This window comes from Rubneribacter badeniensis (assembly GCF_002899695.1).
GTDB lineage: Bacteria > Actinomycetota > Coriobacteriia > Coriobacteriales > Eggerthellaceae > Rubneribacter > Rubneribacter badeniensis.
On sequence record NZ_PPEL01000010.1, the window covers coordinates 1 to 23056 of the forward strand.

Annotated in this window: 18 protein-coding genes and 1 pseudogene; all 19 read left to right on the forward strand. The window is 66.4% G+C overall.

What is annotated here, in order from left to right; translation table 11 throughout:
- Window positions 1-358: 358 nt before the first annotated feature.
- The 19 genes and pseudogenes from C2L80_RS03360 to ruvX all read left to right on the forward strand — a co-directional run bounded on the left by C2L80_RS03360 (window position 359) and on the right by ruvX (window position 23047).
- Window positions 359-2710, forward strand: coding sequence for an anaerobic ribonucleoside triphosphate reductase (locus C2L80_RS03360; RefSeq protein WP_092197957.1), 2352 nt, complete (start codon window positions 359-361; stop codon window positions 2708-2710).
- A gap of 176 nt (window positions 2711-2886) precedes the next feature.
- A complete protein-coding gene (gene nrdG, locus C2L80_RS03365) occupies window positions 2887-3432 on the forward strand; it encodes an anaerobic ribonucleoside-triphosphate reductase activating protein (protein WP_092197954.1) in 546 nt (181 codons plus the stop codon).
- A 52-nt stretch (window positions 3433-3484) separates the two neighbouring features.
- Entirely contained in the window at window positions 3485-4456 is a 972-nt protein-coding gene (locus C2L80_RS03370; protein ID WP_092197951.1) for a mechanosensitive ion channel family protein, read from the forward strand.
- A complete protein-coding gene (locus C2L80_RS03375; RefSeq protein WP_171899963.1) occupies window positions 4453-5517 on the forward strand; it encodes a DUF2804 domain-containing protein in 1065 nt (354 codons plus the stop codon). The genes C2L80_RS03370 and C2L80_RS03375 overlap by 4 nt, the downstream gene beginning before the upstream one ends.
- A 701-nt stretch (window positions 5518-6218) precedes the next feature.
- Window positions 6219-7163: a phosphate ABC transporter substrate-binding protein PstS family protein gene (locus tag C2L80_RS03380; RefSeq protein ID WP_103262665.1), complete on the forward strand. Its 945-nt coding sequence runs from the start codon at window positions 6219-6221 to the stop codon at window positions 7161-7163.
- Window positions 7164-7185: 22 nt separating this feature from the next.
- Window positions 7186-8106 (forward strand): phosphate ABC transporter permease subunit PstC, encoded by a 921-nt coding sequence (gene pstC, locus C2L80_RS03385; RefSeq protein ID WP_087194446.1) that lies wholly within the window; start codon window positions 7186-7188, stop codon window positions 8104-8106.
- On the forward strand, window positions 8099-9067 hold the full coding sequence (pstA, locus tag C2L80_RS03390) for a phosphate ABC transporter permease PstA (RefSeq protein ID WP_087194447.1): 969 nt from the start codon (window positions 8099-8101) through the stop codon (window positions 9065-9067). Before pstC ends, pstA begins: the two co-directional genes overlap by 8 nt.
- Complete coding sequence (locus tag C2L80_RS03395) at window positions 9064-9816, forward strand: phosphate ABC transporter ATP-binding protein (protein WP_087194448.1); 753 nt, start codon at window positions 9064-9066, stop codon at window positions 9814-9816. Before pstA ends, C2L80_RS03395 begins: the two co-directional genes overlap by 4 nt.
- Window positions 9816-10556 (forward strand): phosphate ABC transporter ATP-binding protein PstB, encoded by a 741-nt coding sequence (pstB, locus tag C2L80_RS03400; RefSeq protein ID WP_087194449.1) that lies wholly within the window; start codon window positions 9816-9818, stop codon window positions 10554-10556. Before C2L80_RS03395 ends, pstB begins: the two co-directional genes overlap by 1 nt.
- Complete coding sequence (locus tag C2L80_RS03405; RefSeq protein WP_087194450.1) at window positions 10556-11254, forward strand: phosphate signaling complex PhoU family protein; 699 nt, start codon at window positions 10556-10558, stop codon at window positions 11252-11254. Before pstB ends, C2L80_RS03405 begins: the two co-directional genes overlap by 1 nt.
- A complete protein-coding gene (locus tag C2L80_RS03410; protein ID WP_224758832.1) occupies window positions 11254-11964 on the forward strand; it encodes a response regulator transcription factor in 711 nt (236 codons plus the stop codon). Before C2L80_RS03405 ends, C2L80_RS03410 begins: the two co-directional genes overlap by 1 nt.
- A gap of 141 nt (window positions 11965-12105) precedes the next feature.
- On the forward strand, window positions 12106-12795 hold the full coding sequence (locus C2L80_RS03415; RefSeq protein WP_092197945.1) for a response regulator transcription factor: 690 nt from the start codon (window positions 12106-12108) through the stop codon (window positions 12793-12795).
- A 14-nt stretch (window positions 12796-12809) separates the two neighbouring features.
- Window positions 12810-14198 (forward strand): sensor histidine kinase, encoded by a 1389-nt coding sequence (locus C2L80_RS03420; protein ID WP_103262647.1) that lies wholly within the window; start codon window positions 12810-12812, stop codon window positions 14196-14198.
- 1344 nt (window positions 14199-15542) lie between these two features.
- Window positions 15543-15668 (forward strand): hypothetical protein, encoded by a 126-nt coding sequence (locus tag C2L80_RS14530; RefSeq protein WP_273532423.1) that lies wholly within the window; start codon window positions 15543-15545, stop codon window positions 15666-15668.
- A 201-nt stretch (window positions 15669-15869) separates the two neighbouring features.
- Window positions 15870-17183 (forward strand): annotated as a pseudogene (locus C2L80_RS03430) (replication-associated recombination protein A); the annotation flags it as partial.
- A gap of 470 nt (window positions 17184-17653) precedes the next feature.
- Entirely contained in the window at window positions 17654-18334 is a 681-nt protein-coding gene (locus C2L80_RS03435; protein WP_239938686.1) for a DUF948 domain-containing protein, read from the forward strand.
- A 12-nt stretch (window positions 18335-18346) separates the two neighbouring features.
- On the forward strand, window positions 18347-19636 hold the full coding sequence (locus tag C2L80_RS03440) for an AI-2E family transporter (RefSeq protein ID WP_103262648.1): 1290 nt from the start codon (window positions 18347-18349) through the stop codon (window positions 19634-19636).
- A 103-nt stretch (window positions 19637-19739) separates the two neighbouring features.
- Window positions 19740-22376: an alanine--tRNA ligase gene (alaS, locus tag C2L80_RS03445; protein ID WP_103262649.1), complete on the forward strand. Its 2637-nt coding sequence runs from the start codon at window positions 19740-19742 to the stop codon at window positions 22374-22376.
- A 248-nt stretch (window positions 22377-22624) separates the two neighbouring features.
- Window positions 22625-23047, forward strand: a complete 423-nt coding sequence (gene ruvX / locus C2L80_RS03450) for a Holliday junction resolvase RuvX (RefSeq protein ID WP_087194456.1) — start codon at window positions 22625-22627, stop codon at window positions 23045-23047.
- Window positions 23048-23056: the final 9 nt, after the last annotated feature.

Below are 23056 nucleotides of genomic sequence, written 5' to 3' on the forward strand. Positions count from 1 at the left end.
CCTATCTCCCTCCTGGTCAGTTTCTCCCCTCCCTCCCTCCCTCCCTCCCTCCCTCCCTCGCCCTGCTCCATTCCCGTCCCTCCCTCTTCGCCTCCCCCTTCGCTTCGCCAACCTGTGAAGTTTTAGTGCGCGTCCTGCGCGTTTGCGATTGAAATTAAATTTGTAACAATTTTAAAGCTTGTTTTCGGTCGAACGGCCCGCTACCATATATCAACGCTGATTCCAAGCAAAACCACAACATATAGTGGAAAACTAGGGTGAAAACCGGTGGAAAGCGCGGCTGCAGCCACGGCAAACCCACAGTTCGCACGCATAAAACGGCATGGCCGGGAAACGACGGAAGAGAGGAAGCTTCAGCATGGTCACCACCATCATCAAGCGCGACGGTCGCAGGGCGGAGTTCAGGCAGGACAAGATCGCCGAGGCGGTGGGGCGCGCGTTTCAGGCGTGCGGTGCCATGCAGGATCGCGCGGCTGCCGACGAGATCGCGCAGAAAGTGGTCGACAAGCTGGAGAGCGGGGCCATCGAGGGTGTGCCCACGGTGGAGGGCGTGCAAGACCTCGTGGAGGAGACGCTCATCGAGGAGGGCTTCGTCCAGACGGCGAAGTCCTACATCCTCTACCGCGCCGAGCGCAGCCGTGCCCGCGACGTGAACAGCCGCCTCATCCAAACGCTCAAGGACATCACGTTCTCCAAAGCCGCCGATTCGGACATGAAGCGCGAGAACGCCAACATCGACGCCGACACCGCGATGGGCACCATGCTCAAGTACGGCAGCGAGTCGGCCAAGCAGTTCTACGAGATGTGCGTCATCGAGCCGAAGTTCGCACGCGCGCACCGCGAGGGCGACATCCACATCCACGACATGGACTTCTACACGCTCACCACCACGTGCTGCCAGATCGAGCTGCGCAAGCTCTTCAAGGGCGGCTTCTCCACGGGCCACGGCGTGCTGCGCGAGCCCAACGACATCGCCAGCTACGCTGCGCTCGCCTGCATCGCCATCCAGTCCAACCAGAACGACCAGCACGGCGGGCAGGCCATCTGCGACTTCGACTACGGCCTGGCCGAAGGCGTGCGCAAGACGTACCGTCGCCTGTACAAGAAGCATCTGGCCGAGGCGGTTGACCTTCTGGCCGACGGCGTGGTGGACGACGCGCGCTCCTTCGCGCAGGATGCGCTCGCCCACATCGAGGGGCGGACGGGCGTGTGGGCCAGCCTCGAGATGGACGAGGGCTTCGAAGCGGGCGTGCGCACCGCGCTCGTCGAAGCCGGCATGGACGAGGCCGCAGCGGGCAAGGCGCTCTCCTACGCTGCGAAGAACGCCTTCGCCGACACCGACCGCGCCACGTTCCAGGCTATGGAAGCGCTCGTGCACAACCTCAACACCATGCATTCCCGCGCGGGCGCGCAGACGCCGTTCAGCTCGGTCAACTACGGCATGGACACGAGCCCCGAGGGGCGCATGGTGGTGAGGAACATGCTGTTGGCCACCGAGGAGGGCTTGGGCTCAGGCGAGACGCCCATCTTCCCCGTGCAGATCTTCCGCGTGAAGGAAGGCGTGAACTACAACCCCGAGGATCCGAACTACGACCTGTTCAAGCTGGCCATGCACTGCTCGGCCAAGAGGCTGTTCCCCAACTTCAGCTTCCTGGACGCGCCGTTCAACGCGCAGTACTACAAGGGCACGCCCGAGACGGAGATCGCCTACATGGGCTGCCGCACGCGCGTGATGGGCAACGTGTTCGACCCCGATCGCGAGGTCACACCCGGCCGCGGCAACCTGTCGTTCACGTCCATCAACCTGCCGCGCCTGGCCATCCGCGCGAAGGGCGATCTTGATCTGTTCTTCGACCTGCTCGATGCGAAGCTGGCGCTCGTGGTGGGGCAGCTCGACGAGCGCTTCGAGATCCAGGCCCGCAAGAAGGTGTACAACGCGCCGTTCTTGATGGGGCAGGGCGTGTGGATCGATTCGGAGAAGCTTGCGCCCACCGACGAGCAGCGCGAGGTGCTCAAGCACGGCACGCTCACCACCGGCTTCATCGGACTGGCCGAGACGTTGGTGGCGCTCACCGGCAAACATCACGGCGAGTCGAAGGCCGCGCAGAACCTGGGCTTGGAGATCGTGGGGCACATGCGCAACTACGTGGACCGCGTGTCTCGCGAGCGCGGCATGAACTACACGCTCATCGCCACGCCCGCCGAGGGCCTGTCCGGGCGCTTCGTGCGCATGGACCGCGCGCGCTACGGCTCCATCCCCGGTGTGACCGATCGCGACTACTACACGAACGGCTTCCATGTGCCGGTGTACTACGACATCAGCGCGTTCGAGAAGATCGAGATCGAGGCGCCCTATCATGCGCTCACGAACGGCGGGCACATCAGCTACGTCGAGCTGGACGGCGATCCCACCGAAAATCTCGAGGCGTTCGAGGCCGTCATTCGCCACATGAAGGAAAGCGGCATGGGTTACGGCTCGGTGAACCACCCGGTGGATCGCGACCCGGTGTGCGGCTACAACGGCATCATCGGCGACGTGTGTCCGAAGTGCGGGCGCACCGAGGAGGAGCACGGCGTGGCCTTCGAGCGCATCCGCCGCATCACCGGCTATTTGGTGGGCACCCTTGACCGCTTCAACGATGCCAAGCGCGCCGAAGAGGCCGACCGCGTGAAGCATTTCATCGCGTCGCCTGATCAGCCGATGCGATAACCGGCGCTGCGGGCAGCCGTGGCGCCCCGATCTTGCGGCAAGGCTGAGGGCTTGCGCATCGAAGTGCGCTTCGTTCTCGTCCTCTCCGCGATCTCGGGCGCCACGGCCGTCCTCGCTGCCTTACTACGCCGACTCGTCCGATCATTATGCGCCCTCCGGGCGCATGCGAGGTGCCCATGACCGCTCCCACTGCCATTCGCCTGTACGGCACGGTTCCGGATTCCATCGTGGACGGGCCGGGGCTGCGCTATGCCGTGTTCGTGCAGGGCTGCTCGCACGGCTGCCCCGGCTGCCACAATCCCGAGAGCCAGCCGGCTGCGGGCGGCGTGGTGCGCTCCATCGACGAGGTGGTGGCCGACATCGCGGCGAACAAGCTGGCGCAGGGCGTCACGATATCGGGCGGCGAGCCGTTTGAGCAGGCTGCCGCGTGCGCGCAGCTGGCGCGCCGGTGCCGCGCGCTCGGCTTGAACGTGTGGACGTACTCAGGCTACCGCTACGAACAGCTGGAGGCCGGCGTGCCCGACGAGGCGGTCCGCGCGCTGCTCGACGCCACCGACGTGCTGGTGGACGGCCCCTTCGTCCAATCGCTCCATTCCCACGACCTGCAATGGCGCGGCTCTCGCAACCAACGGTTGATTGACGTTCCCGCCACCCGCGCGCTCGGACGCGTGGTTTTGTGGGAAACTCGCGAATACTTCCCGGAAAAGCCACCCTCGTGGTGAGGTTCCGCGTCCGTGTTTGTCGGCGGTGCGGACGGCATGGTAGGATAACGTCATGGAACAGCTTTCGCGCATAATCGAAGGATTCGCCCGCAGCGACTGGATCGCCACGGCCATCACGGCGGTCGTCATACTCGCGGCGACGGCTGTGTGCGCGCGGATCGCGCGGCGCTTCATGCGCCGGCTTCTGCATTTCAACGAAGGGAAAGACCTTCCGTCAAGCTCCATTTTCGTGAACATCGTCCGCGGCGCCGTCTGGTTCCTCGGCATCTGCATCATGCTGTCCACGTGCTTCAACGTGAACGTGAGCGCCGCCATCACCGCGCTGGGCATCGGCGGCATCGCCGTCTCGCTGGGCTTTCAGGACACCATATCGAACCTGATCGGCGGGTTGCAGGTCTCGCTCATGCGCATCGTCAAACCGGGCGACAACATCGAGGTGGGCTCGTCGTCGGGCGTGGTGAAGGACGTCACGTGGCGGCACACCTCCATTCGCAACAGCGCGGGCGAAGAGGTGATCATACCCAACTCCATCATCAACAAAACCGCGCTCGTGCATCTGCCGCCCACCAATCAGGTGAAGCTGCCCATCGTGGTGGTCACCGACGGCGAGCGCCTTGACGAGGTGGCTGCCGCCATCGAGAGAGCCGCCGCCGAGGCGGCCTCCACCTGCGCGAAGCTGACGAAGCAGCCGGCGCTTACGTTCACGGGTATCGGAGACGCGGGCTTTCAGGCCTCGCTTGCATTCACGGTGGCCGACAGCCGCACGGGTTCCCGGGCGGGCGACGCGGTCCTGCGGGCCATCGCGCCGCTTACGCGGGCGGGCGGCGTCCCGCTTGCCGAGCGCGTGCTGGACGAGGCCGCGCATGAGGTGACCGAGCGCGAGAAGGGCGAAGGGGAGCAGCAGCACGACGTCGCGCGCTCCAAGCCCAAGGCGAAATCCGCATCCCGACGAGCGGGCGGGAGGTCGAACGTGCGCAACCGCGTTGCGCATGCGCTGCGCGCGATGAAGGGAGAGGGTCGGTGAGCGGCTTCGAGGCGCGTCTGACGCCGGGTCCTCTGCACCGGCTCGACGGCTTGTTGGCGGAGAGCGGCTGGGCGACATCGCCGGTGCGCGCGTACGAGCGCGACCGTCTCAAGGTGCCGAAACGCTGGATCAGGGAATGGGATCGGTATCTGGTGCACGACGACGAATTCGTCGTCATCCTGTCGGTGGCCGACTTGGGTCATGTCGGGTTCGCGTCGGCGTCGGTGGTCGACTTCTCCCAAGCCGCGTCGCATACGGCGAGCGTGGTCGTGCCGTTTCCCCTCGGGCGCTTCGGGCTTCCCGCCTCTTCGGATGCGGGTGCGACCTCGTTCGAGAGCGGACGCACGTCGTTTCTGTTCGAGGTGGGCGACGGCTTTCGTCGCCTCAAGGTTCGCTTCACGAGCTTCGACGGCAACGACGATCTGGCCTTCGAGGCCGTGCTCGACGAGGAGCCTCGCGATTCGGCCGTGGTCAGCACCTTGACGGGGGAGGATTCCCTCGCGTTTCGCTACAGCCGAAAGACCTTCGCCATGCGGGTGCGGGGCAGTTTGAAAAAAGGGCTGCTTGTGCACGGGTTCTGCCCCGATAACTCGTTTGGGGCGCTGGACTGGGGTCGCGGCGCGTGGTCGCGCTGGGGCGATTGGCGCTGGGCCGCTGCCCAGGGGTGGCAGGAGGGCCGTCGCTTCGGATTGAGCTTGGGATGCGGTCCCGGCGGCGCGTCGGCGGTTTCCGAGAGCGCGGCGTTCGTCGACGGCGCGGCGCACAGGCTTTCCGGCGTCGATTTCGCCATTCCGGAGAGGACGGGGGGCGCGCGTGCGAGGCGGTTGTCCGACCGCTATCAGCTTATGCGGCCGTGGCGTTTGGGCGATGCCGAGGGGCGCCTCGACCTTGTGTTCACGCCGCTGCTCGATTGCGCCGGCCATGCGGGCTTCGATCCGCTCGGCGTCGACCGGTGCCAGGCGTTCGGGCGCTTCGACGGCTCGGTCGCGCTCGACGACGGCGAGCGCTTCTCGGTGGAGGCCCTTCTCGGCTTTGCCGAGGTTGCGCGCGCCGCGCGCTGACTGAGATCGGTATCTGCCGGCGTTTGCGGGAAAGGCGGGGCTGGCGGGTGGTGGCGGCTTTCCGAGTTTGGACGGCAAGAGCGCAGCAGGCCCCTCTTCTCCGTGCGCGCGAATCGGTTGTTTTTGGCCACGAAACCGCGTTCTGGCACGAAAACTCTTCTTTCGCGTTGCCGGTGCGGCGCTTCCGTCGGCAAAACGCCTGTTCAGCGTTTTCGGTGTCCCTCGCAGTCGTGCCGTCTCGTGCCAGAACGCGGTTTCGTGGCCAAAAACGAGGGCTTCGCGTGCATGCCGCACTCCTCGCAGACGCAAGGCGCGCGACGGCCCCGCATCCGCTTGCTCCTGCGGGGATGCGAAGGGGCGAGAACCCGCGACCTCGTGCGCGCCTCCGCGCGGGAAAGGGGCAGCCTCGGGCCTCCATAGCCCTGCTTCTCTTTTTGCGTGCGACGCCTCTCCGGTCTGCGCTCTCATGCGGCGCTTCCCGCCCGCCTTCCCGGAGGCGCTTCCCTTCCCGTTTTCCGGTGCGCGCATTGTAAACGGTTCGCAAGGCTCTCTGTAAGGGGACGGTAAAGCCTTGTCATGCTTCGGTCAGGCATGCGTGCCCGTCCGCACACCGCGCCCGTCGGCGCGTATGATCGTCCGCGCACAGGATGCAAGACGAACGAACGGGCGGACGGTCCCGCCCCTTTCGAAGGGAGATGCTCATGCAAGGTCAACTCATCAGCCGTCGCAGCTTCATCGGCGCCGCCGCGGGCGCGGCCATGGCGTTCGCCGGCCTCGGCCTGGTCGGCTGCGGCAGTAGCGGCAGCGGCAACAGCGGCGATGCCGCATCCGGCTCCGCGGGCGCTGCGCTCTCCGGCACGGTGACGGCGGTGGGCTCCACGGCGCTTCAGCCTCTGTGCGAGGCGGCGGCCGAGCAGTTCATGGCCGAGAACGCCGGCGTGCAGATCACGGTGCAGGGCGGCGGCTCGGGCCAGGGCATCACGCAGATCGCCCAGGGCGCCGTGCAGATCGGCAACTCCGACGTGTTCGCCGAGACGAAGCTCGAGAACGCTTCCGACCTCGACAAGATCAAGGACAACCGCGTGTGCGTCGTGGGCATGGGCCCCATCGTGAACAGCGACGTGACCATCGACGACATCTCGCTCGAGGACCTCAAGGGCATCTTCACCGGCAAGATCACCAACTGGAAAGAGGTGGGCGGCAACGACGAGGACATCGTCGTCATCAACCGCGCCTCCGGCTCCGGCACGCGCGCCACGTTCGAGGCCGCGGTGCTCGCCGGCGAGGAGGCTCCGTTTGACTTCAAGCCGCAGGAGCAGGATTCCTCCGGCACCGTCACCAAGATGGTGTCCACCACCCCGGGCGCCATCTCCTACGTGGCGTTCTCCTACTACGACGAGTCCTTCAAGGCGCTCAAGGTGGACGGCGTGGACCCCGCGCCCGAGAACGTGGAGGACAACTCCTGGACCATCTGGGCCTACGAGCACATGTACACCGTCGCCGAGCCCGACGAGGCCACGCAGGCGTTCATCGACTACATGATGAGCGACGAAGTGCAGTCCTCGCTCGTGGAAGCGCAGGGCTACATCCCCGTGTCCGGCATGAAGGTGGAGAAGGACGCGGACGGAAACGTCACCACCCTCTAGCAGCGAAAGGAGACGCGCAGCGATGGCGAAGCACGTGCCAAAGCGCCGCGTCGAGCTTGTCGGCAAGGGCGTCACGGGCGCATGCATCGCGCTCGTGGCGCTCCTCGTCGTGACGCTCGTCGCCATGGTCGCGCAGCGTGGCATTTCCACGTTCGCGGTCGACGGCATCAACCTCTTCGATTTCCTCACGGGCACCACGTGGAACCCGCACCAGGACGACGCGAACGGCATGCCCACCGTCGGGGCCTTGCCCATGATCGTCGGGTCGTTCTCGGTGACCATCCTCTCCACGCTGGTGGCCCTGCCCATCGCCGTCGGGTCGGCCATCTTCGTGGTGGAGGTGGCGCCCGGATTCGGCAGACGGGTGTTCCAGCCGCTCATCGAGCTTTTGGTGGGCATCCCGTCGGTCGTGTACGGCCTGATCGGCCTCACGGTCATCGTGGCGTGGACGCGCGATGTGGGCGGCATGCTCGGGCAGAACATCACCGGCTACGGCATCTTCTCAAGCTCCATCGTGCTGGCCGTGATGATTCTGCCCACAGTCACCTCGCTTTCCATCGACGCTCTGGCCGCCGTGCCCAACGAGTATCGCGAGGGTTCCTACGCGCTCGGCTGCACGCGCTGGCAGACGGTGTGGAACGTGGTGCTGCGAAGCGCCCTGCCCTCGCTCATGACCGCGGTCATCCTGGGGATGACGCGCGCCTTCGGCGAGGCGCTGGCGGTGCAGATGGTCATCGGCAACGCCGCCCAGATCCCCTCGTCGCTGTTCACGCCGGCGTCCACGCTCACGTCGGTGCTCACCATGGGCATGGGCAACGAGGCCATGGGGACGGTCTACAACGACGTGCTCTGGTCGCTCGCGCTTCTGCTGATGGCGATGTCGCTCGTGTTCATCCTCATCATCCACCTCATCGGGCGAAAGGGGGCGAGAAAGCATGGCTAAGGGAAGCGGCAACGCCGCGCCCGCGCCCGCCTCGGCATCCGCTGCGCGCGGGTTCGACATGGCGGCCCATGTGCGCCGCATCAACGCGCAGGACAAGGCGGCCACCGTCGTTCTGACGCTCATCGTGGGGTTCGTGCTGCTCATCTTGGCCGCCATCGTGGTGTACGTGCTGGCGTCGGGCGCGGGCAAGCTGTTCGACCTCGGCTTTCTGACGGGCAAGCCCCAGCAGTTCAAAGAGGGCGGCGGCATCGGCCCGCAGCTGTTCAACTCGTTCTACCTGCTCGTGCTGACGCTTCTCATCTCGGTGCCCATCTCGCTGGGCGCGGCGATCTTTTTGGCCGAGTACGCGCCGGACAACCGGGCCACCGCCATCGCGAAGACCCTCATCGAGACGTTGTCGTCTCTGCCGTCCATCGTGGTGGGCCTGTTCGGGTTTCTGTTCTTCGTGCTGTATCTGGGATGGGGCTTCTCCATCATCGCGGGCGCGGTGGCGCTCACCATGTTCAACGTGCCCATCCTCGTGCGCGTGATCCAGCAGGCGCTCGAGAACGTGCCGCGCACGCAGCGCGACGCGGCGCTGGCCATGGGCCTGACCCGGTGGGAGACGACCATCCACGTGCTTCTGCCCGTGGCCATGCCCGCCATCGTCACCGGCATCGTGCTGTCCGCGGGCCGCGTGTTCGGCGAGGCGGCGGCCCTCATCTTCACGGCAGGGCAGTCGGCGCCCATGCTCGACTTCACGAACTTCGACCTGTCGAGCCCCGCGTGTCCGTGGAACGTGTTCCGTCCGGCCGAGACGCTGGCCGTGCACATCTGGAAGATCAACAGCGAGGGCGTGGTGCCCGACCTCGAGGCCGTGTCCAACGGCACCGCCGCCGTGCTGCTCGTGTGCATCTTGGCCTTCAACCTGCTGGCCCGCTTGGTGGGCAAGCTTCTCGAAAGGAGGATGACGAGCGAATGATCGAGACACGCGACCTGACCGTCTCCTACGGCGGCGTCGAAGCCCTGCACGCCACCTCGCTCGAATTCCAGGCGGGCCAGGTGACCGCGCTCATCGGGCCTTCGGGCTGCGGCAAGTCCACCTTCCTGCGCTGTTTGAACCTCATGAACCGCGAGATCCCCGGATGCTGCGTGGGCGGGAGCATCCTCTACCACGGGCGCGACGTCAACACGGCGAAGGAGAACCTGTTCGAGCTGCGCAAATCCATCGGCATGGTGTTCCAGCAGCCCACGCCGTTTCGCAAGTCCATCCGCGAGAACATCCTGTTCGCGCCCAAGCGCCATGGCCTTGTGGCCGGCAGGGAGCAGGAGGACGCGCTCGTGGAGGAATCGCTGCGGGCGGGCGCTTTGTGGGATGAGGTGAAGGACAAGCTCGACAAGAGCGCGTGCGCCCTGTCCGGCGGCCAGCAGCAGCGCCTGTGCATCGCGCGCACGCTCGCCATGCGCCCTGACGTGGTGCTGTTCGACGAGCCGTGCTCGGCGCTCGACCCCATCTCCACCTACACCATCGAGGAAACGATCCGCGCGATCGCCGAGCGCGGCATCTGCGCGATCATCGTGACGCACAACATGGAGCAGGCCGCGCGCGTGTCCGACCGCACCGCGTTCTTCTACCTGGGCGACATGGTGGAGACGGGCGACACCAAGCAGATCTTCTCGGCGCCGCGCGACGCGCGCCTCGCCGACTACCTGACGGGGAGGTTCGGCTGATGATTTCGGTAGAGAACTTCAAACTGTGGTACGGCGACTTCCAAGCGCTCAAGGGCATCACGCTCGAGGTGCCGAAGAACCAAGTGACTGCGTTCATCGGCCCTTCGGGTTGCGGCAAGTCCACGCTTTTGCGTGCGATGAACCGCATGTGCGACTTCGTGGGGGGCGTGCGCCACGAGGGCTCGATCGCCATCGACGGGCGCGACGTGTTCGCCTCCGACCCGAACGAGCTGCGCGTGGCCGTGGGCATGGTGTTCCAGCACCCCAACCCGTTCCCCCTGAGCATTCGCGACAACATCCTGTACGGGCCGCGGCGCATGCGCCGCATCTCGAAGGCCGAGGGCGACGAGATCGTGGAGTGCAGCCTACGCGACGCGGGCCTGTTCGACGAGGTGAAGGACAAGCTCGACCAAAGCGGTCTGGGGATATCCGGCGGCCAGCAGCAGCGCCTGTGCATCGCGCGCGCCCTGGCGGTGGATCCGCAGGTTTTGCTGATGGACGAGCCCACGAGCGCCCTCGACCCCATCTCCACGGGGCTGGTGGAGGAGCTCATGCTCTCCCTCGCGCGCGAGCGCACCGTGGTGGTGGTCACCCACAACATGCAGCAGGCGACGCGCGTGGCGGATCGCACCGCGTTCTTCTACCTGGGGGAATTGGTGGAGGAGGGCCCCACCAAGCGCCTGTTCTCCGACCCGCGCGAGCAGCGCACCCAAGAATACCTGACAGGGAGGTTTGGCTAATGCAATCTCGAAGCAAGTACATCAAGCAGCTCGACGACCTCGAGGCGCACGTCCAGCGGCTTGGCGACCACGTGGTGGCCGACATCCGCGCCGCAGGTCTGGCGCTCGCCGGAGACGAGGGTTCGGCCGAGGGCGTGCTGCAGGGACGCAAGGCCGAGCGGCGGCTGCAGCACGCCATCGAGAGCGGTTGCTTGGACGCGCTGCTGCTTCAGCAGCCGCTGGTGGCGGGCGATCTGCGGTTCGTGTCCGGTGTGTTCCGCATCGTGTCCGACCTGTCGCACATCGGGTCGATGACGCGCGACATCGCGTTTCTATCTCAGAGCGTTCCCGGTGAGATCGTCGCGCGGGTGGGAGAGAACCTCGCCGCCTCCTGCGAGAAGACGGCCGACATGGTGGCCTTGGCGGTGGGCGCGTTCAAGGACGCCGACGAAGAGGCGGCGCGGCGCGTGTTCGCCCTGGACAACGAGGTGGACGAGCTGTACAAGCGCTCCCAGGACGTCATCGTCGAGATGATCCGCACGACCACGTCCGACCCCGAGCACCTGCCGGAACTGCTCATGGTGGCCAAGTACTTCGAACGCATCGGCGACGACGCGCAGCGCATCGCCGGATGGGCGCTGTTCCGCGTGACCGGGCACCATGAGGTATACTACAAGGCGCACGACGGGGAAGGCGCGAACGAAGCCTTCCCGAGCTGATGACGGAGGGATTCGGAGGTCGGACGCGCGTGGTCTACTACGTTGAGGACGACAACAACATTCGCGAGCTCGCCGTGTACGCGCTGTCGCGCGCGGGCATCGAGGTGGAGGGCGTCGCCGACGACGCGGAGTTCCGCGCGGCGTGCGCCCGCCGTCTTCCCGACGTAGTCATACTCGACATCATGCTGCCCGGCGTGGACGGCTTGGACATGCTGCGGCGCATCAGGCAGACGCCGGGGATGTCCCGCGTGCCGGTGATGATGGTGACGGCGAAGAGCACCGAGCTTGACATCGTGACCGCGTTGGACAACGGGGCCGACGAGTACATGACCAAGCCCTACGGCATGATGGAGCTGGTCAGCCGCACGCGCGCGCTGTTGCGGCGCGCGCCGGAGTGGTCGGCGCGCCAGGTGGAGCGAGCGCTTGAGGTCGGGCCGCTCTCGGTGTCGCTCGACCGCCGCGAGGCGACGTGCGACGGCGCGCCGCTCGATTTGACGGCGCGCGAGTTCGACCTGCTCGTGCACTTCATGCAGAATCCCGGCGTAGTGTTCACGCGCGAGACGCTTCTGCAGCATGTGTGGGGGTGGGACTTCGGCGGGGGCAGCAGAACGGTCGACACGCACGTGCTGACCCTGCGCCGGAAACTGGGCGATCACGCCGGATTGCTGGAGACGGTACGCGGCGTGGGGTATCGGTTGCGCAAGGAGTAAGGGCGTGCGGGTGGCGAATGCGACGGCGAGGAGCGTCGCGGCGTTCGGGATCGTCCCGCCGCGCGGCCAGGCTCGTCTCGCGCGCGGTGGCGCCTCGCAGCGGCGGCCTGCCTTTCTGTTCGGCGAAACGAAGGAACCTTCATGATCTACTACGTTGAAGACGACACCAACATCCGCGACCTGACGGTGTACGCGCTGCGTCAGGCCGGGTTCGAGGCGCAGGGATTCCCGGCGGCAGAGGAGTTCTTCGTCGCATGCAGGGAGCGGCTGCCCGAGCTCGTGCTGCTCGACATCATGCTGCCCGAGGTGGACGGGCTCGAGATACTCCACGTCCTGCGTGACGATCCGGCGACGAAAAGCTTGCCGGTCATGATGCTCACGGCCAAGGGCACCGAGTTCGACACCGTGTGCGGCCTCGATGCCGGTGCCGACGACTACCTGGCCAAGCCCTTCGGCATGATGGAGCTGGTCAGCCGCGTGAACGCGCTGCTGCGCCGCGCGGGCGCGCCCGCTGCCGCGCGTGACGAACTTACTTGCGGCCCGGTCGTGCTGACGGTGTCGGCCCATACGGTGAGCGTGGGCGGTCAGCCCGTCGCGCTCACGCTCAAGGAGTTCGACCTTCTGCGCGCCCTCATGCAAAACGAAGGGCGCGTGCTCTCGCGTCGCCAGCTGCTCGAGGACGTGTGGGGCGTCACCTACGTGGGCGAGACGCGCACGGTGGACGTGCACGTGCAGACGCTGCGCCAGAAACTTGCCGCCGCGTCCGATGGGGCCGATGCGCTCATCCAGACGGTGCGTGGCGTGGGTTACTGCGTCAAGAGCCCCGCCTGAGAGGGGGGCGTCTCGTGAGCCCCACCCATTTCAAGGTGAAGAGCCTCTCCGGCAAGATATTCACGAGCGTGCTCGCGTTCACGCTCGGCGTCATCGTGGCGTTTTCCGTGGCGATGACCACCATCTACTACCTGTCCTACGAGCGCGACGCCGAAGCCGAGCTGGCGGCCAGCGCCCAGGACGCGGCGCGCTACTTGAACGCTACGCCCTCGTCCGACAACGCACCCGCGCTCGAAGAGCAGTTCTCGGGCACGACGCGCTACACGCTCATCGCCGCCGACGGCACGGTGCTGTTCGACAGCGCCGCCGATGCGGGCACCCTTGGCAACCACGCCGATCGCTCTGAAGTGCAGGAAGCCGCCGTGTCCGGCGAAGCCGTCACCATGCGCCATTCCGACACGCTCGATACTGACACCTTGTACGCGGCCGTGAAGCTGGACGACGGTTCCATCGTGCGCCTGTCCGAGACGCGCCATTCGTTGCTGTCGTTTCTCGGCGACATGCTCGTGCCCGTGCTCGTGGCGCTCGTGGCGGCCGTGGCGCTCGTGTTCGTCCTTTCGAAGGCGCTCACGCGCCGCATCATGAGGCCCATCGACGCGCTCGACTTCGCCAACCCCCTCGACAACGAGATCTACGAGGAGATGGACCCGCTGCTCATCCGCATCGACGAGCAGCAGCGCCAGCTGAAGCAGCAAAACGCCGAGCTGGCCGAGGCCGAGAACATGCGGCGCGACTTCTCGAGCAACGTGAGCCACGAGATGAAGACACCCCTGCAGGTGATCAGCGGATACGCCGAGCTGATGAAAAACGACATGGTGCAGCCCGCCGACCGTCAGAAATTCGCCGCGCTCATCTACGACGAGGCCCAGGCCATGCGCTCGCTCATCAACGATGTGCTGACGCTCTCGAAGCTCGACGAAACCGCGTTCGAGAGCGAGGGCGCCGCGCCCGTCGACCTGCACGACGTGGCGCAGCGCGTGGCGGGCCGTCTGGCCAGCTTCGCGGACGGCCAGGGCGTCGAGGTGCGTATCGAAGGCGCTTCGGCGCGCATCGCCGGCAGCGAGACGCTTGCGGAGGAGATGCTGTACAACCTCATCGAGAACGGCATCCGCTACAATCACGAAGGCGGCAGCGTCGTCATGCGCGTGCGGGCCGACGCGGCGGCGGGGCAAGCGACGGTGACGGTGAGCGACACGGGCCCCGGCATCCCCGAGGAGCTGCACGACAAGGTGTTCGAGCGCTTCTTCCGCGTGGACAAGAGCCGTTCGAAGGAAACGGGCGGCACGGGCCTCGGGCTTGCCATCGTCAAGCACGCGGTGCTCCAACATCGCGGGACCATCGAGGTGAAGAGCGCCCTCGGCGAGGGAACCACCTTCGTGCTGCGCTTCCCGCTGGCCGACTGACGGGCGGCGGGGTGGCGAGCGGGGGGGGTGCTGCCGCGCCGACGGACTGGTTTTTCTCGTAAAAGTTGCTGCCGATGGGATGGGCGCTCAGGGTGCGCTTTCCTGCGTGCCCCGCAGCGTTTTCCCGGGTCGTTGGTTGATCGCTGCGATCGATGCGGTTCTGGGAGCGAAAAGCCTTGCAAACTCTTCGCTGCTGGCAGCAATCTGGTGAATTCCGCGTCAAACGGCCTTCGTCAGCTGCAAAACCACCATCGGCGCAGCGCCTTTCTCAGATGAGCGAAGCGGGTGCTTCGCTCTACGGCGCGACCGTCGAGAAGACGTCGGGAAAATTTCGCCATGGGGATTGCGGGCTAAGCGAAGGACACGACTCTGGGTGGCAAGGAGTGGCAAAAGCGTGGGGAAAGGGTGTGACGAAAGGGCGGGGATATCGTCGGAAAGTGACAAGAGGAAAGTGACAAGAGGACGGGGATGATGCCACATGCGGGGAGGCTCGCCTCGGGGTTGAGGCGGGCGCGACGGCGGGTCGGGCGAGCCGGACAGGGCGGTGTCCGCATGCGCGAAAAAGGCCCGAAAATGGCCACGGAACCGCGTTCTGGCACGGATCGGCCCCCTCGGGCGCGCGTCCGGAACTCGCGACCTGGCCTTTTGCCGGGAGCGCCCTCCGAAGAGGCTCCCGAACCCCGTCTTTTCGTGCCAGAACTCGGTTCCGTGGCCATTTTCGGACCGAAATCCTGCACGGCGACCCGCGGCGTGACAAAAACGCGACGAAAGAGCGTGACAAAAGGACGGGGATACTGTCACGCGGCGGGGTCGGAAGCGGGTTGACGGGCTTGAGGCGGTGCGGATGGCGCTCAAAAGACGACCTAGGAGGGCGCGGGCGCTGCGGGGATGCGTCTTCGGCGAAGGAAAAGAGTCGAAGACGCCCAAAAAAGTTCCGCCCCCGGCCAGGAGGATGAACCCACCTCAAAAGGTGGGTGCCCGCAGCTCGTTTCCTGGCTTTCGCATCAACGGATGCGAATCTCCATTCCGCTCGCTCTCTTGGGCTCCCTCATGTTCTAGCATCGGTCCATCGCAAAGTATGGCTTCGAGGGCGGAACCTATCTTCGAGTATAGGGGCCGGCATCGCAAAATAAAGACTTGACATCTGCTTTATTGAATGGTTCGCCGCGAAGGCGAAGCGTCCTCCTCAATGTGTGCTACTCTGACCGAGGGGCCTCCTCGCAACAGGGCCTCTTCAGCGTTCGTTTCGGGATCGTGGATCGGAAAGAGGTGGGAAGGGTGATCCGTCTTTTCGACGTGTTGTCTTTTTTGTTTGACGTACCAGATTCAAAGGAAGTGAAGAAGATGGGCGAGGACATGAGGGCTGCGCACGAAAAAGGAGACGGACGGAGGATGATCATAGTCGCCCTGACGGCTCTCATGAGCTTTGCGCTCTCGATTCTGGGCGTGATCATACTGGTCTTTCTCTGACGCAGGGGAACGAGTGCGTGACAAGGAACGGATGCCATATCCATCCGTTTCCCCATCGCAGGTTGGACGACAGCGGCTCTCTTTGGCGTGGCCCTTGGCAAGCGAGTCCCTTCTGGATTCTGGAATTGTTTCCGAAACCATTGAGTGATTTCCACAAACCCCGTATAGGCAAACAAGCGTTCGCATGATACCATACCGCTCATGGATACGTTGTTCACAGACATGGAGAACGAGCGGAAGTCGGAGGTGGCGCCGCTCGCCGTGCGGATGCGTCCGCGCTCGCTCGAGGAGGTCGTCGGCCAAAAGGAGGCGGTCGGCCCCGGTAGCTGGCTGCGCGCCGCCATCGAGCAGGACCGGTTGAGCTCGGTCATCTTGTTCGGTCCGGCGGGCACGGGGAAGACCTCGCTCGCGCACGTCATCGCCGAAAGCACGAAAGCCGCGTTCGTGGAGGTGTCGGCTATCGGCGGCACGGTGTCCGACCTGCGGCGTGAGATCGACGCGGCCGAAAAGCGCCTGACGGGGTTCGGGCTGCGCACCATCCTGTTCGTCGACGAGATCCACCGCTTCAACCGCAGCCAGCAGGACGCGCTTTTGCATGCGGTGGAGGATCGCGTGCTCGTGCTGGTGGGCGCCACGACGGAGAATCCGTTCTTCGAGGTGAATTCGGCCCTCATCAGCCGCTCGCGCGTGGTGGAGCTGCACGGGCTCTCGGATGCGGACATCTCGCTTCTCATCGACCGCGCGCTCGACGACGCGCGCGGGCTGGATGGCCGCTACGCGCTCGACGACAAGGCGCGCGACGCCATCGTGCTTCTGGCCGGGGGCGACGGCCGCGGCGCGCTCACCACGCTGGAGTTGGCGGCCGGCATGGTCGAACCTGGCACGCGCTCGAAGCCCGCGTGCATATCCGAGGAGGCCGTGCGCGCCGCCACGCCGCACCGCAACCTGCCCTACGACAAGAACAAGGATATGCACTACGACGTGATATCGGCGTTCATCAAGTCGATGCGCGGCAGCGACCCGGACGCGGCGCTGTACTGGCTGGCCCGCATGATCGACGGGGGCGAGGATCCGAAGTTCATCGCGCGGCGGATGTTCATCGCCGCGTCGGAGGATATCGGCAACGCCGACCCGCAAGCGCTGCTCGTGGCCGAGGCGGCGTTCAAGTCGGCCGAGGTCATCGGCTATCCCGAATGCCGCATCAACCTCGCGCAGGCCGCCATCTACCTCGCGCTCGCGCCGAAGAGCAACGCGGCGGAGGCTGGCATCGACGCCGCGCTGGCCGAGGTACGCCACGGCCCTGCGCGCAAGGTGCCCGACCATCTGCGTGATCGGCACCGCCCCGGCTCGGAGAACTATGGGAAGTACAAGTACCCTCACAGCTACCCCGGCGGCTGGGTGGAGCAGCGCTATTTGCCCGAGGGCTTGGAGCGCGGCTGCTTCTACCATCCCAGCGAGCGCGGTTGGGAGGCCTACCGAGCCGACGCGGCGGCCCGTGATCGCGCCGACATGGCGGCGACGGCGGGTGCCCGGACGGGGCGCGCACATTCGAACGGGGCGCCAGCATCGGATGCGAAGCCGCGCGGGATGGCGAGCGCGGCGTCGGGCCCGCGAACGTCGAAGGCCGCGAACGTGCCGGCGCGCGACAGGGCGGCGGGACGCCGGGCTGATGCGCCGGTGTCCGCGCGCCCGCGCGAGGTTGCAGACGCGGCGTCGGGCTCGAGCACGAGCGGGGCGGCATCCGCGCCTGGACGCGATGGCGGCAAGGCGGTGGGGCGCCGGCGCGCGCATGCGACATCCTGCCGCCCCGCGGACGGCGAGCCCGCCTCCGGCGGCAAAGCGGAAGGGGATCGTGAAAACCCCATGTCGCAAGGAAGGTAACCGATTTCAAACTCCTGTGGAAGCAGGGTGAAAACGAACGTCGACCCCTATAGAATCAAAACGTGGTCGTGCTATAGTGATTGTTTCGGGATACAGGAGGCGCAATGGATATCAGCGAAGTTCTCGGCGTGGCATTGCCGGTGGTGTACGTCGTCGTCGGCGTGGCTTTGGTCTGGCTTGCCATCGAGCTTGTCATGACGGTGCGCAAGGCCCGCAAGACGGTGGACGACCTGCAGAAGCGGGTGGAGCCGACGCTGGCCAGCGTCGAGCGCATCACGGCTTCGCTCGAACCCGCAGCGTCGAAGGTCGATCCGCTCGTCGACCGCGTGTCGCTTACGGTGGACGCCGCGAACCTCGAGATCATGCGGGTCGACCAGATCCTCGAGGACGTGGGCGGGATCACCGATTCCGTGTCGTCGACCGTCGAGGCCGTCGATTCGGTGACAAGCGCCCCTCTGGAGCTGGTGAACAGCGTGACGTCGCGCGTACGCAACGCCTTCAAGCAGCGCCGCGCCAGCGACGAGTCCGTCGCCTTGGGTCAGGCGAGGGCCGAGCGCGACGAGGCGGCAGACAGCGAAGAGCCCGCCAGTCGTCCTGCGTCCGCGCGCGTGGAGGAAGTCCCCGCCAAGCCTGCTTCCGCTCCTGTGCCCGCGTGCGTCCCCGAGGCCGCGCCCGTGCGCGCCCCTGAGGACGTGCCCGCGCCCGACGCTCCCGAGGAGGCTCCGGCTCCTGACGCCTCTGCCCCGGGCTATTTCACGTACGGCGGCACGACCCCTTCGGCTTAGCGGGGCGTTTTCGTGGAGAGCACCCGATCCGAATCCGACAGAACCGAGAGGGCGAAGCGCGGCTTTCTGACCGTTTGGACCATCGTGGGCGCCATTTTGCTCACCGGCGTCCTCGTGTACCTCTTCAACATCCTCAGCGTGCCGGTGGGCATCGTCATCTGGACGGTCGTCATCGTGTTCTGCTTGCGCGGCCCCGTGAACAAGCTCGAGAAGCTCGGGGTTCCGCGCGTGGTGGGCACCGCCCTCGCCTACGTCCTCATGTTCGCCGTGCTCGCGCTCGTCGGGCTGCTGCTGTTCTCTCCGGTGTTCGGCGCGGGAGATCAGTTCACGAACCTCATCGAGAGCATCCCCGGCTACGTGCAAACCATCGTCGGCTGGGGCAACGACCTCTACGCGCGCTATGCCGACGTGCTGTCAAACAGCACGGTGCAGGAGTACCTTTCCCAAGCCCTCAAGGCGCTGGGGGATTGGGCCTCGTCGTTCGTGCGCGACGGCACCACGGGCGTTGTGGCCATCGGCGCGGGCGTGGTGAACAGCTTCGTGGCCATCGGCTTCGCGCTCGTCGTGGCGTTTTGGATGCTCATGGAGCTGCCCGCGCTCGGCCCCGAATGCAAGCGCCTCGTCGGCCCGAAGCGGGCTGACGACTTGGAAATGCTCCACGTCACGTTCACGCGCGTGATGGGCGGCTACATCAAGGGCACGCTTTTGCAGTGCGCCATCATCGGCATCGGCTGCGGCGTGCTGTTCGCCCTCGTCGGCGTGCCGAACTACGCGGCGCTCGGCGGCATCGCCGGACTGCTCAACATCGTCCCCATCGTGGGCCCGTGGCTCGGCGGCGCGCTTGCGGCCATTGTGGGCGTGTTCGTAAGCCCTTGGGTCGCTGTGATCGCGCTTCTCGGCACCATCGCCATCCAGCAGGTGGTCTACACGTTCGTTTCGCCGAAGATCATGGCGAGCTCGGTGGACGTGCATCCTGCGCTCACTCTTATCGCCTTGATGGCGGGGTCGGCCATCGGCGGTGCGATGAACGGCTTCATGGGCTCGCTTGTGGGCATGCTCGCATCCATTCCGGCTGTCGCCGTCGCGAAGGCCGTTTTCGTGTATTATTTCGAGAAGCGCACGGGCCGGCAGCTCGTGAGCCAAGACGGAGTGTTCTTCCAGGGAACTCCGTCCGCGGGTGACAAGGTCGACCCCATCGCCGACGCGACGTCGCCGCACCCCGACATCTCGGCCGCCTTCGAACGCGTCGGGCAGCGTCGGGCCGAGGCCGACGAGAAGGCGCGTCATCGTCGAGGGCGCTAAGGGCGCTGCGGGCGCTCGTGCCATAGCGTGAGCGATGGGCGGTGCCAACAGAGGGAACAGCGGGTCGCGCGGCGGCCCCCGAGGAGACGGAAAGAAAGCGAACATGGAATATATGACCAGTGCGGAGATCCGCGAGAAGTACCTGAGCTTCTTCGAGGAGAAGGGCTGCAAGCGCATGCCCTCGTCCTCCCTCATTCCCGACGACCCGTCGCTTCTGCTCACGAGCGCGGGCATGGTGCAGTTCAAGCCCTACTTCCTGCAGCAGAAGCACCTCGAGGCGCCCTACATCGGCACCACCACGGTGCAGAAGTGCGTGCGCACGAACGACATCGACATCATCGGCACGACGGGCCGCCACTTAAGCTTCTTCGAAATGCTCGGCAACTTCAGCTTCGGCGAGTACTTCAAGGAGGAGATGTGCGCGTGGGCGTACGAGTTCTCCACCGAGGTGCTGGGGCTTCCGGCCGAGCGGCTGTACTTCACCGTGTTCGAGGACGACGACGAGACGATCGAGATCTGGAAGAAGCTCGGCGTGCCCGACAGCCACATCTCGCGCCTCGGCGAGGATGACAACTTCTGGCGCGCCGGCCCCACCGGTCCGTGCGGCCCCTGCTCGGAGTTGTACTACGACCAGGGTCCCGAGTTCGGCTGCGGCAGCCCCGACTGCGCGCCGGGCTGCGACTGCGACCGCTTCCTCGAATACTGGAACTGCGTGTTCACCCAGTACGACGGGCAGGAGGACGGCACGCTCAAGCCCCTGCCGAAGAAGAACATCGACACCGGCATGGGCCTCGAGCGCATCGCGGCCATCCTGCAGGGCGTGCAGTCGAACTACGAGACGGACGTGCTGCGCAGCCTCGTGGCGGTGGGCGAGCGCCTTGCCGGCGTGGAGTACGGCGCCGACAAGGATGCCGACCTGTCCCTGCGCATCATGGCCGACCACAGCCGTGCGGTGACGTTCATGATCGCCGACGGCATCCTACCGTCGAACGAGGGCCGCGGCTACGTGCTGCGCCGCCTGCTGCGCCGCGCCGTGATGAAGGGGCACCTGCTGGGCCTCGACAAGCCGTTCCTCAACGACTACGTGGACGAGATCGTGCGCCTCATGGGGCATGTGTATCCCGAGATCGTGGAGAACCGCGAGCTGGCGCGTCGCGTGATCCTGTCCGAGGAGGAGCGCTTCGGCGCCACGCTGCGGCAGGGCCGCGCGTTTCTGGACGAGGCGCTGGCCGCCCTTTCCGGCACCACGCTGTCTGGCGAGCAGGCGTTCGCGCTGCATGACACGTATGGCTTCCCCGTGGAGGTGACCCGCGAGCTGTGCGAGGAGCGCGGCATCGCGGTGGACATGGACGGCTTCGCGCGCTGCATGGACGAGCAGCGCGAGCGCGCCCGCGCCGCGAACACGAAGGACGCCGAGGCCGCGTGGAGCACCTACGGCGGCGTGCACGCCGAGCTTTTGGAGGAGCTGGGTCCCACGGCGTTCGTGGGCTACGACAAGCTGGAATCCGAGGCGCGCGTGACGGCCATCGTGAAGGACGGCGCGCGCGTGCAGACGCTTTCCGCGGGCGAGGCGGGCGAGGTCGTTTTGGACACGACGCCGTTCTATGCCGAGATGGGCGGCGAGGTGGGCGACACCGGCACGCTGCGCTCCGCTGGGGCCGTCGCCGAAGTGCGCGACACCCAGGCACCCGAGAAGGGCCTTGTGGCGCACAAGGTGGCGATGACGGAAGGCGCGCTTTCCGTGGGCGATGCGGTGACGGCGACGGTGGACGCCGAGCGCCGCGCGCGCATCACGCGCAATCACACGGCCACGCATATCCTGCACGCGGCGCTGCGCCAGGTGCTGGGCGACCACGTGAAGCAGGCGGGCAGCTACGTGGGGCCCGACCGGCTGCGCTTCGACTTCACGCACTTCGAGGCCGTGAGCCCCGAGCAGCTGGCCGAGGTGGAGCGCGTGGCGAACGAGCACATCATGAAGGCCGTTCCCACCGCCATCTACGAGACGTCGCTTGACGCCGCCCGCGAAGCGGGCGTGACGGCGCTGTTCGGCGAGAAGTACGGCGATGTGGTGCGCGTGGTAGAGGCGGGCGACTTCTCGCGCGAGCTGTGCGGCGGCTGCCATGTGGGCAACACGGCCGAGATCGGCTTCGCGAAGATCGTGAGCGAATCGAGCGTGGGCGCGAACCTGCGCCGCATCGAGGCGGTGACCAGCTACGGCGCGTTGGAGTACGTGAACAGCCGCGAAGCCGAGCTGAAGGCGGCGGCTGCGACGCTGAAGTGCCGCCCGCTGGAGGTGGCCGACCGTGCGGCGGCGAACCTGAAGGCGTACAAGGATCTGCAGGCCAAGAGCAAGCGCAGCGCGCAGGTGGCTGCGGGCGACGGCATGGAGGCGCTTCTGGCGGGTGCCGTCACGGCGAAGGCGGGCTATCCCGTCGTCATCGGGCGCATGGGCGAGGCCGACGCGGGGCAGATGCGCAACGCGTGGGATGTCCTGCGCGCGCGCCTCGGCGCACCCGGCGCGGCGGTGCTCGCGGCGCAGAAGGACGACAAGCCGGTGCTTTTGGCCGCCGGCGCGCCGGAGGCCGTGGAGGCCGGGTTCGACGCGGGTGCCGTCATCAAGGCCATCGCGCCTTGCGTGAAGGGCGGCGGCGGCGGCAAGCCCGCGATGGCGCAGGCCGGCGGCAAGGACGCCGCAGGCATCGACGCCGCGCTCGACGCGGCGCGGGAGATGCTGCTATAAGTTCCGCCGTTCTGCCGAACGGCGGACCGGTCGACGCTGCGAGGCTCCGATGCGCCCCGCCTCGCCCCTTTTCCGCTTACCCTTGCGCGCCCCGCGCAGGCGAGCTGCGCGGGGCGCGCCCGCTCGGGCGCATGGTGGGGGAGCGAACAAGCCACTGGCTTGTTCGCCAGCCGCGGAACGGGGCGATGCGGGGCGCATCGGCGCCTCTCGCTGATGTTTGACGGAAAAGTGAGGGAGATAAAGTAGGAATGCGCATTCTCGCGCTCGACATAGGACAGGCGCGCGTGGGCATCGCGGTGAGCGATCCGGGGGAGCGGGTGGCCTCGCCGGTGTGCGTGCTGCCAGCCTCGGAGGTGCTTGGCAACGCGAAGCCGTTTCGACGTGTGCTGGAGGATTGGGAGCCGGAGCTTTTGCTATGCGGCTTGCCGTACACGATGGCGGGCGAGGAGGGCCCTCAAGCCGCGCGCATACGGGCGGTGGCGCAGAAGATATCCGCTGCCTGCGGCCTTCCGTGCGAGTTTGCGGACGAGCGTTTGAGCTCGCGGGAGGCCAAACGGAGTTTGCGTGAAAAGGGCCTGAGCGAAAGGGAGATGCGGGGCAAAATCGATATGATAGCCGCGAGTTTGTTTTTGCAGGCGTGGCTCGACGCGCGCCGCGAGCGGGAGGAATGAAGGAAGCCT

Coding starts and splice junctions, on each gene's coding strand:
- C2L80_RS03360 (WP_092197957.1), top strand. CDS start 359: ATGGTCACCACCATCATCAAGCGCGACGGTCGCAGGGCGGAGTTCAGG.
- nrdG (WP_092197954.1), top strand. CDS start 2,887: ATGACCGCTCCCACTGCCATTCGCCTGTACGGCACGGTTCCGGATTCC.
- C2L80_RS03370 (WP_092197951.1), top strand. CDS start 3,485: ATGGAACAGCTTTCGCGCATAATCGAAGGATTCGCCCGCAGCGACTGG.
- C2L80_RS03380 (WP_103262665.1), top strand. CDS start 6,219: ATGCAAGGTCAACTCATCAGCCGTCGCAGCTTCATCGGCGCCGCCGCG.
- pstC (WP_087194446.1), top strand. CDS start 7,186: ATGGCGAAGCACGTGCCAAAGCGCCGCGTCGAGCTTGTCGGCAAGGGC.
- pstA (WP_087194447.1), top strand. CDS start 8,099: ATGGCTAAGGGAAGCGGCAACGCCGCGCCCGCGCCCGCCTCGGCATCC.
- C2L80_RS03395 (WP_087194448.1), top strand. CDS start 9,064: ATGATCGAGACACGCGACCTGACCGTCTCCTACGGCGGCGTCGAAGCC.
- pstB (WP_087194449.1), top strand. CDS start 9,816: ATGATTTCGGTAGAGAACTTCAAACTGTGGTACGGCGACTTCCAAGCG.
- C2L80_RS03405 (WP_087194450.1), top strand. CDS start 10,556: ATGCAATCTCGAAGCAAGTACATCAAGCAGCTCGACGACCTCGAGGCG.
- C2L80_RS03410 (WP_224758832.1), top strand. CDS start 11,254: ATGACGGAGGGATTCGGAGGTCGGACGCGCGTGGTCTACTACGTTGAG.
- C2L80_RS03415 (WP_092197945.1), top strand. CDS start 12,106: ATGATCTACTACGTTGAAGACGACACCAACATCCGCGACCTGACGGTG.
- C2L80_RS14530 (WP_273532423.1), top strand. CDS start 15,543: ATGGGCGAGGACATGAGGGCTGCGCACGAAAAAGGAGACGGACGGAGG.
- C2L80_RS03435 (WP_239938686.1), top strand. CDS start 17,654: ATGGATATCAGCGAAGTTCTCGGCGTGGCATTGCCGGTGGTGTACGTC.
- alaS (WP_103262649.1), top strand. CDS start 19,740: ATGGAATATATGACCAGTGCGGAGATCCGCGAGAAGTACCTGAGCTTC.
- ruvX (WP_087194456.1), top strand. CDS start 22,625: ATGCGCATTCTCGCGCTCGACATAGGACAGGCGCGCGTGGGCATCGCG.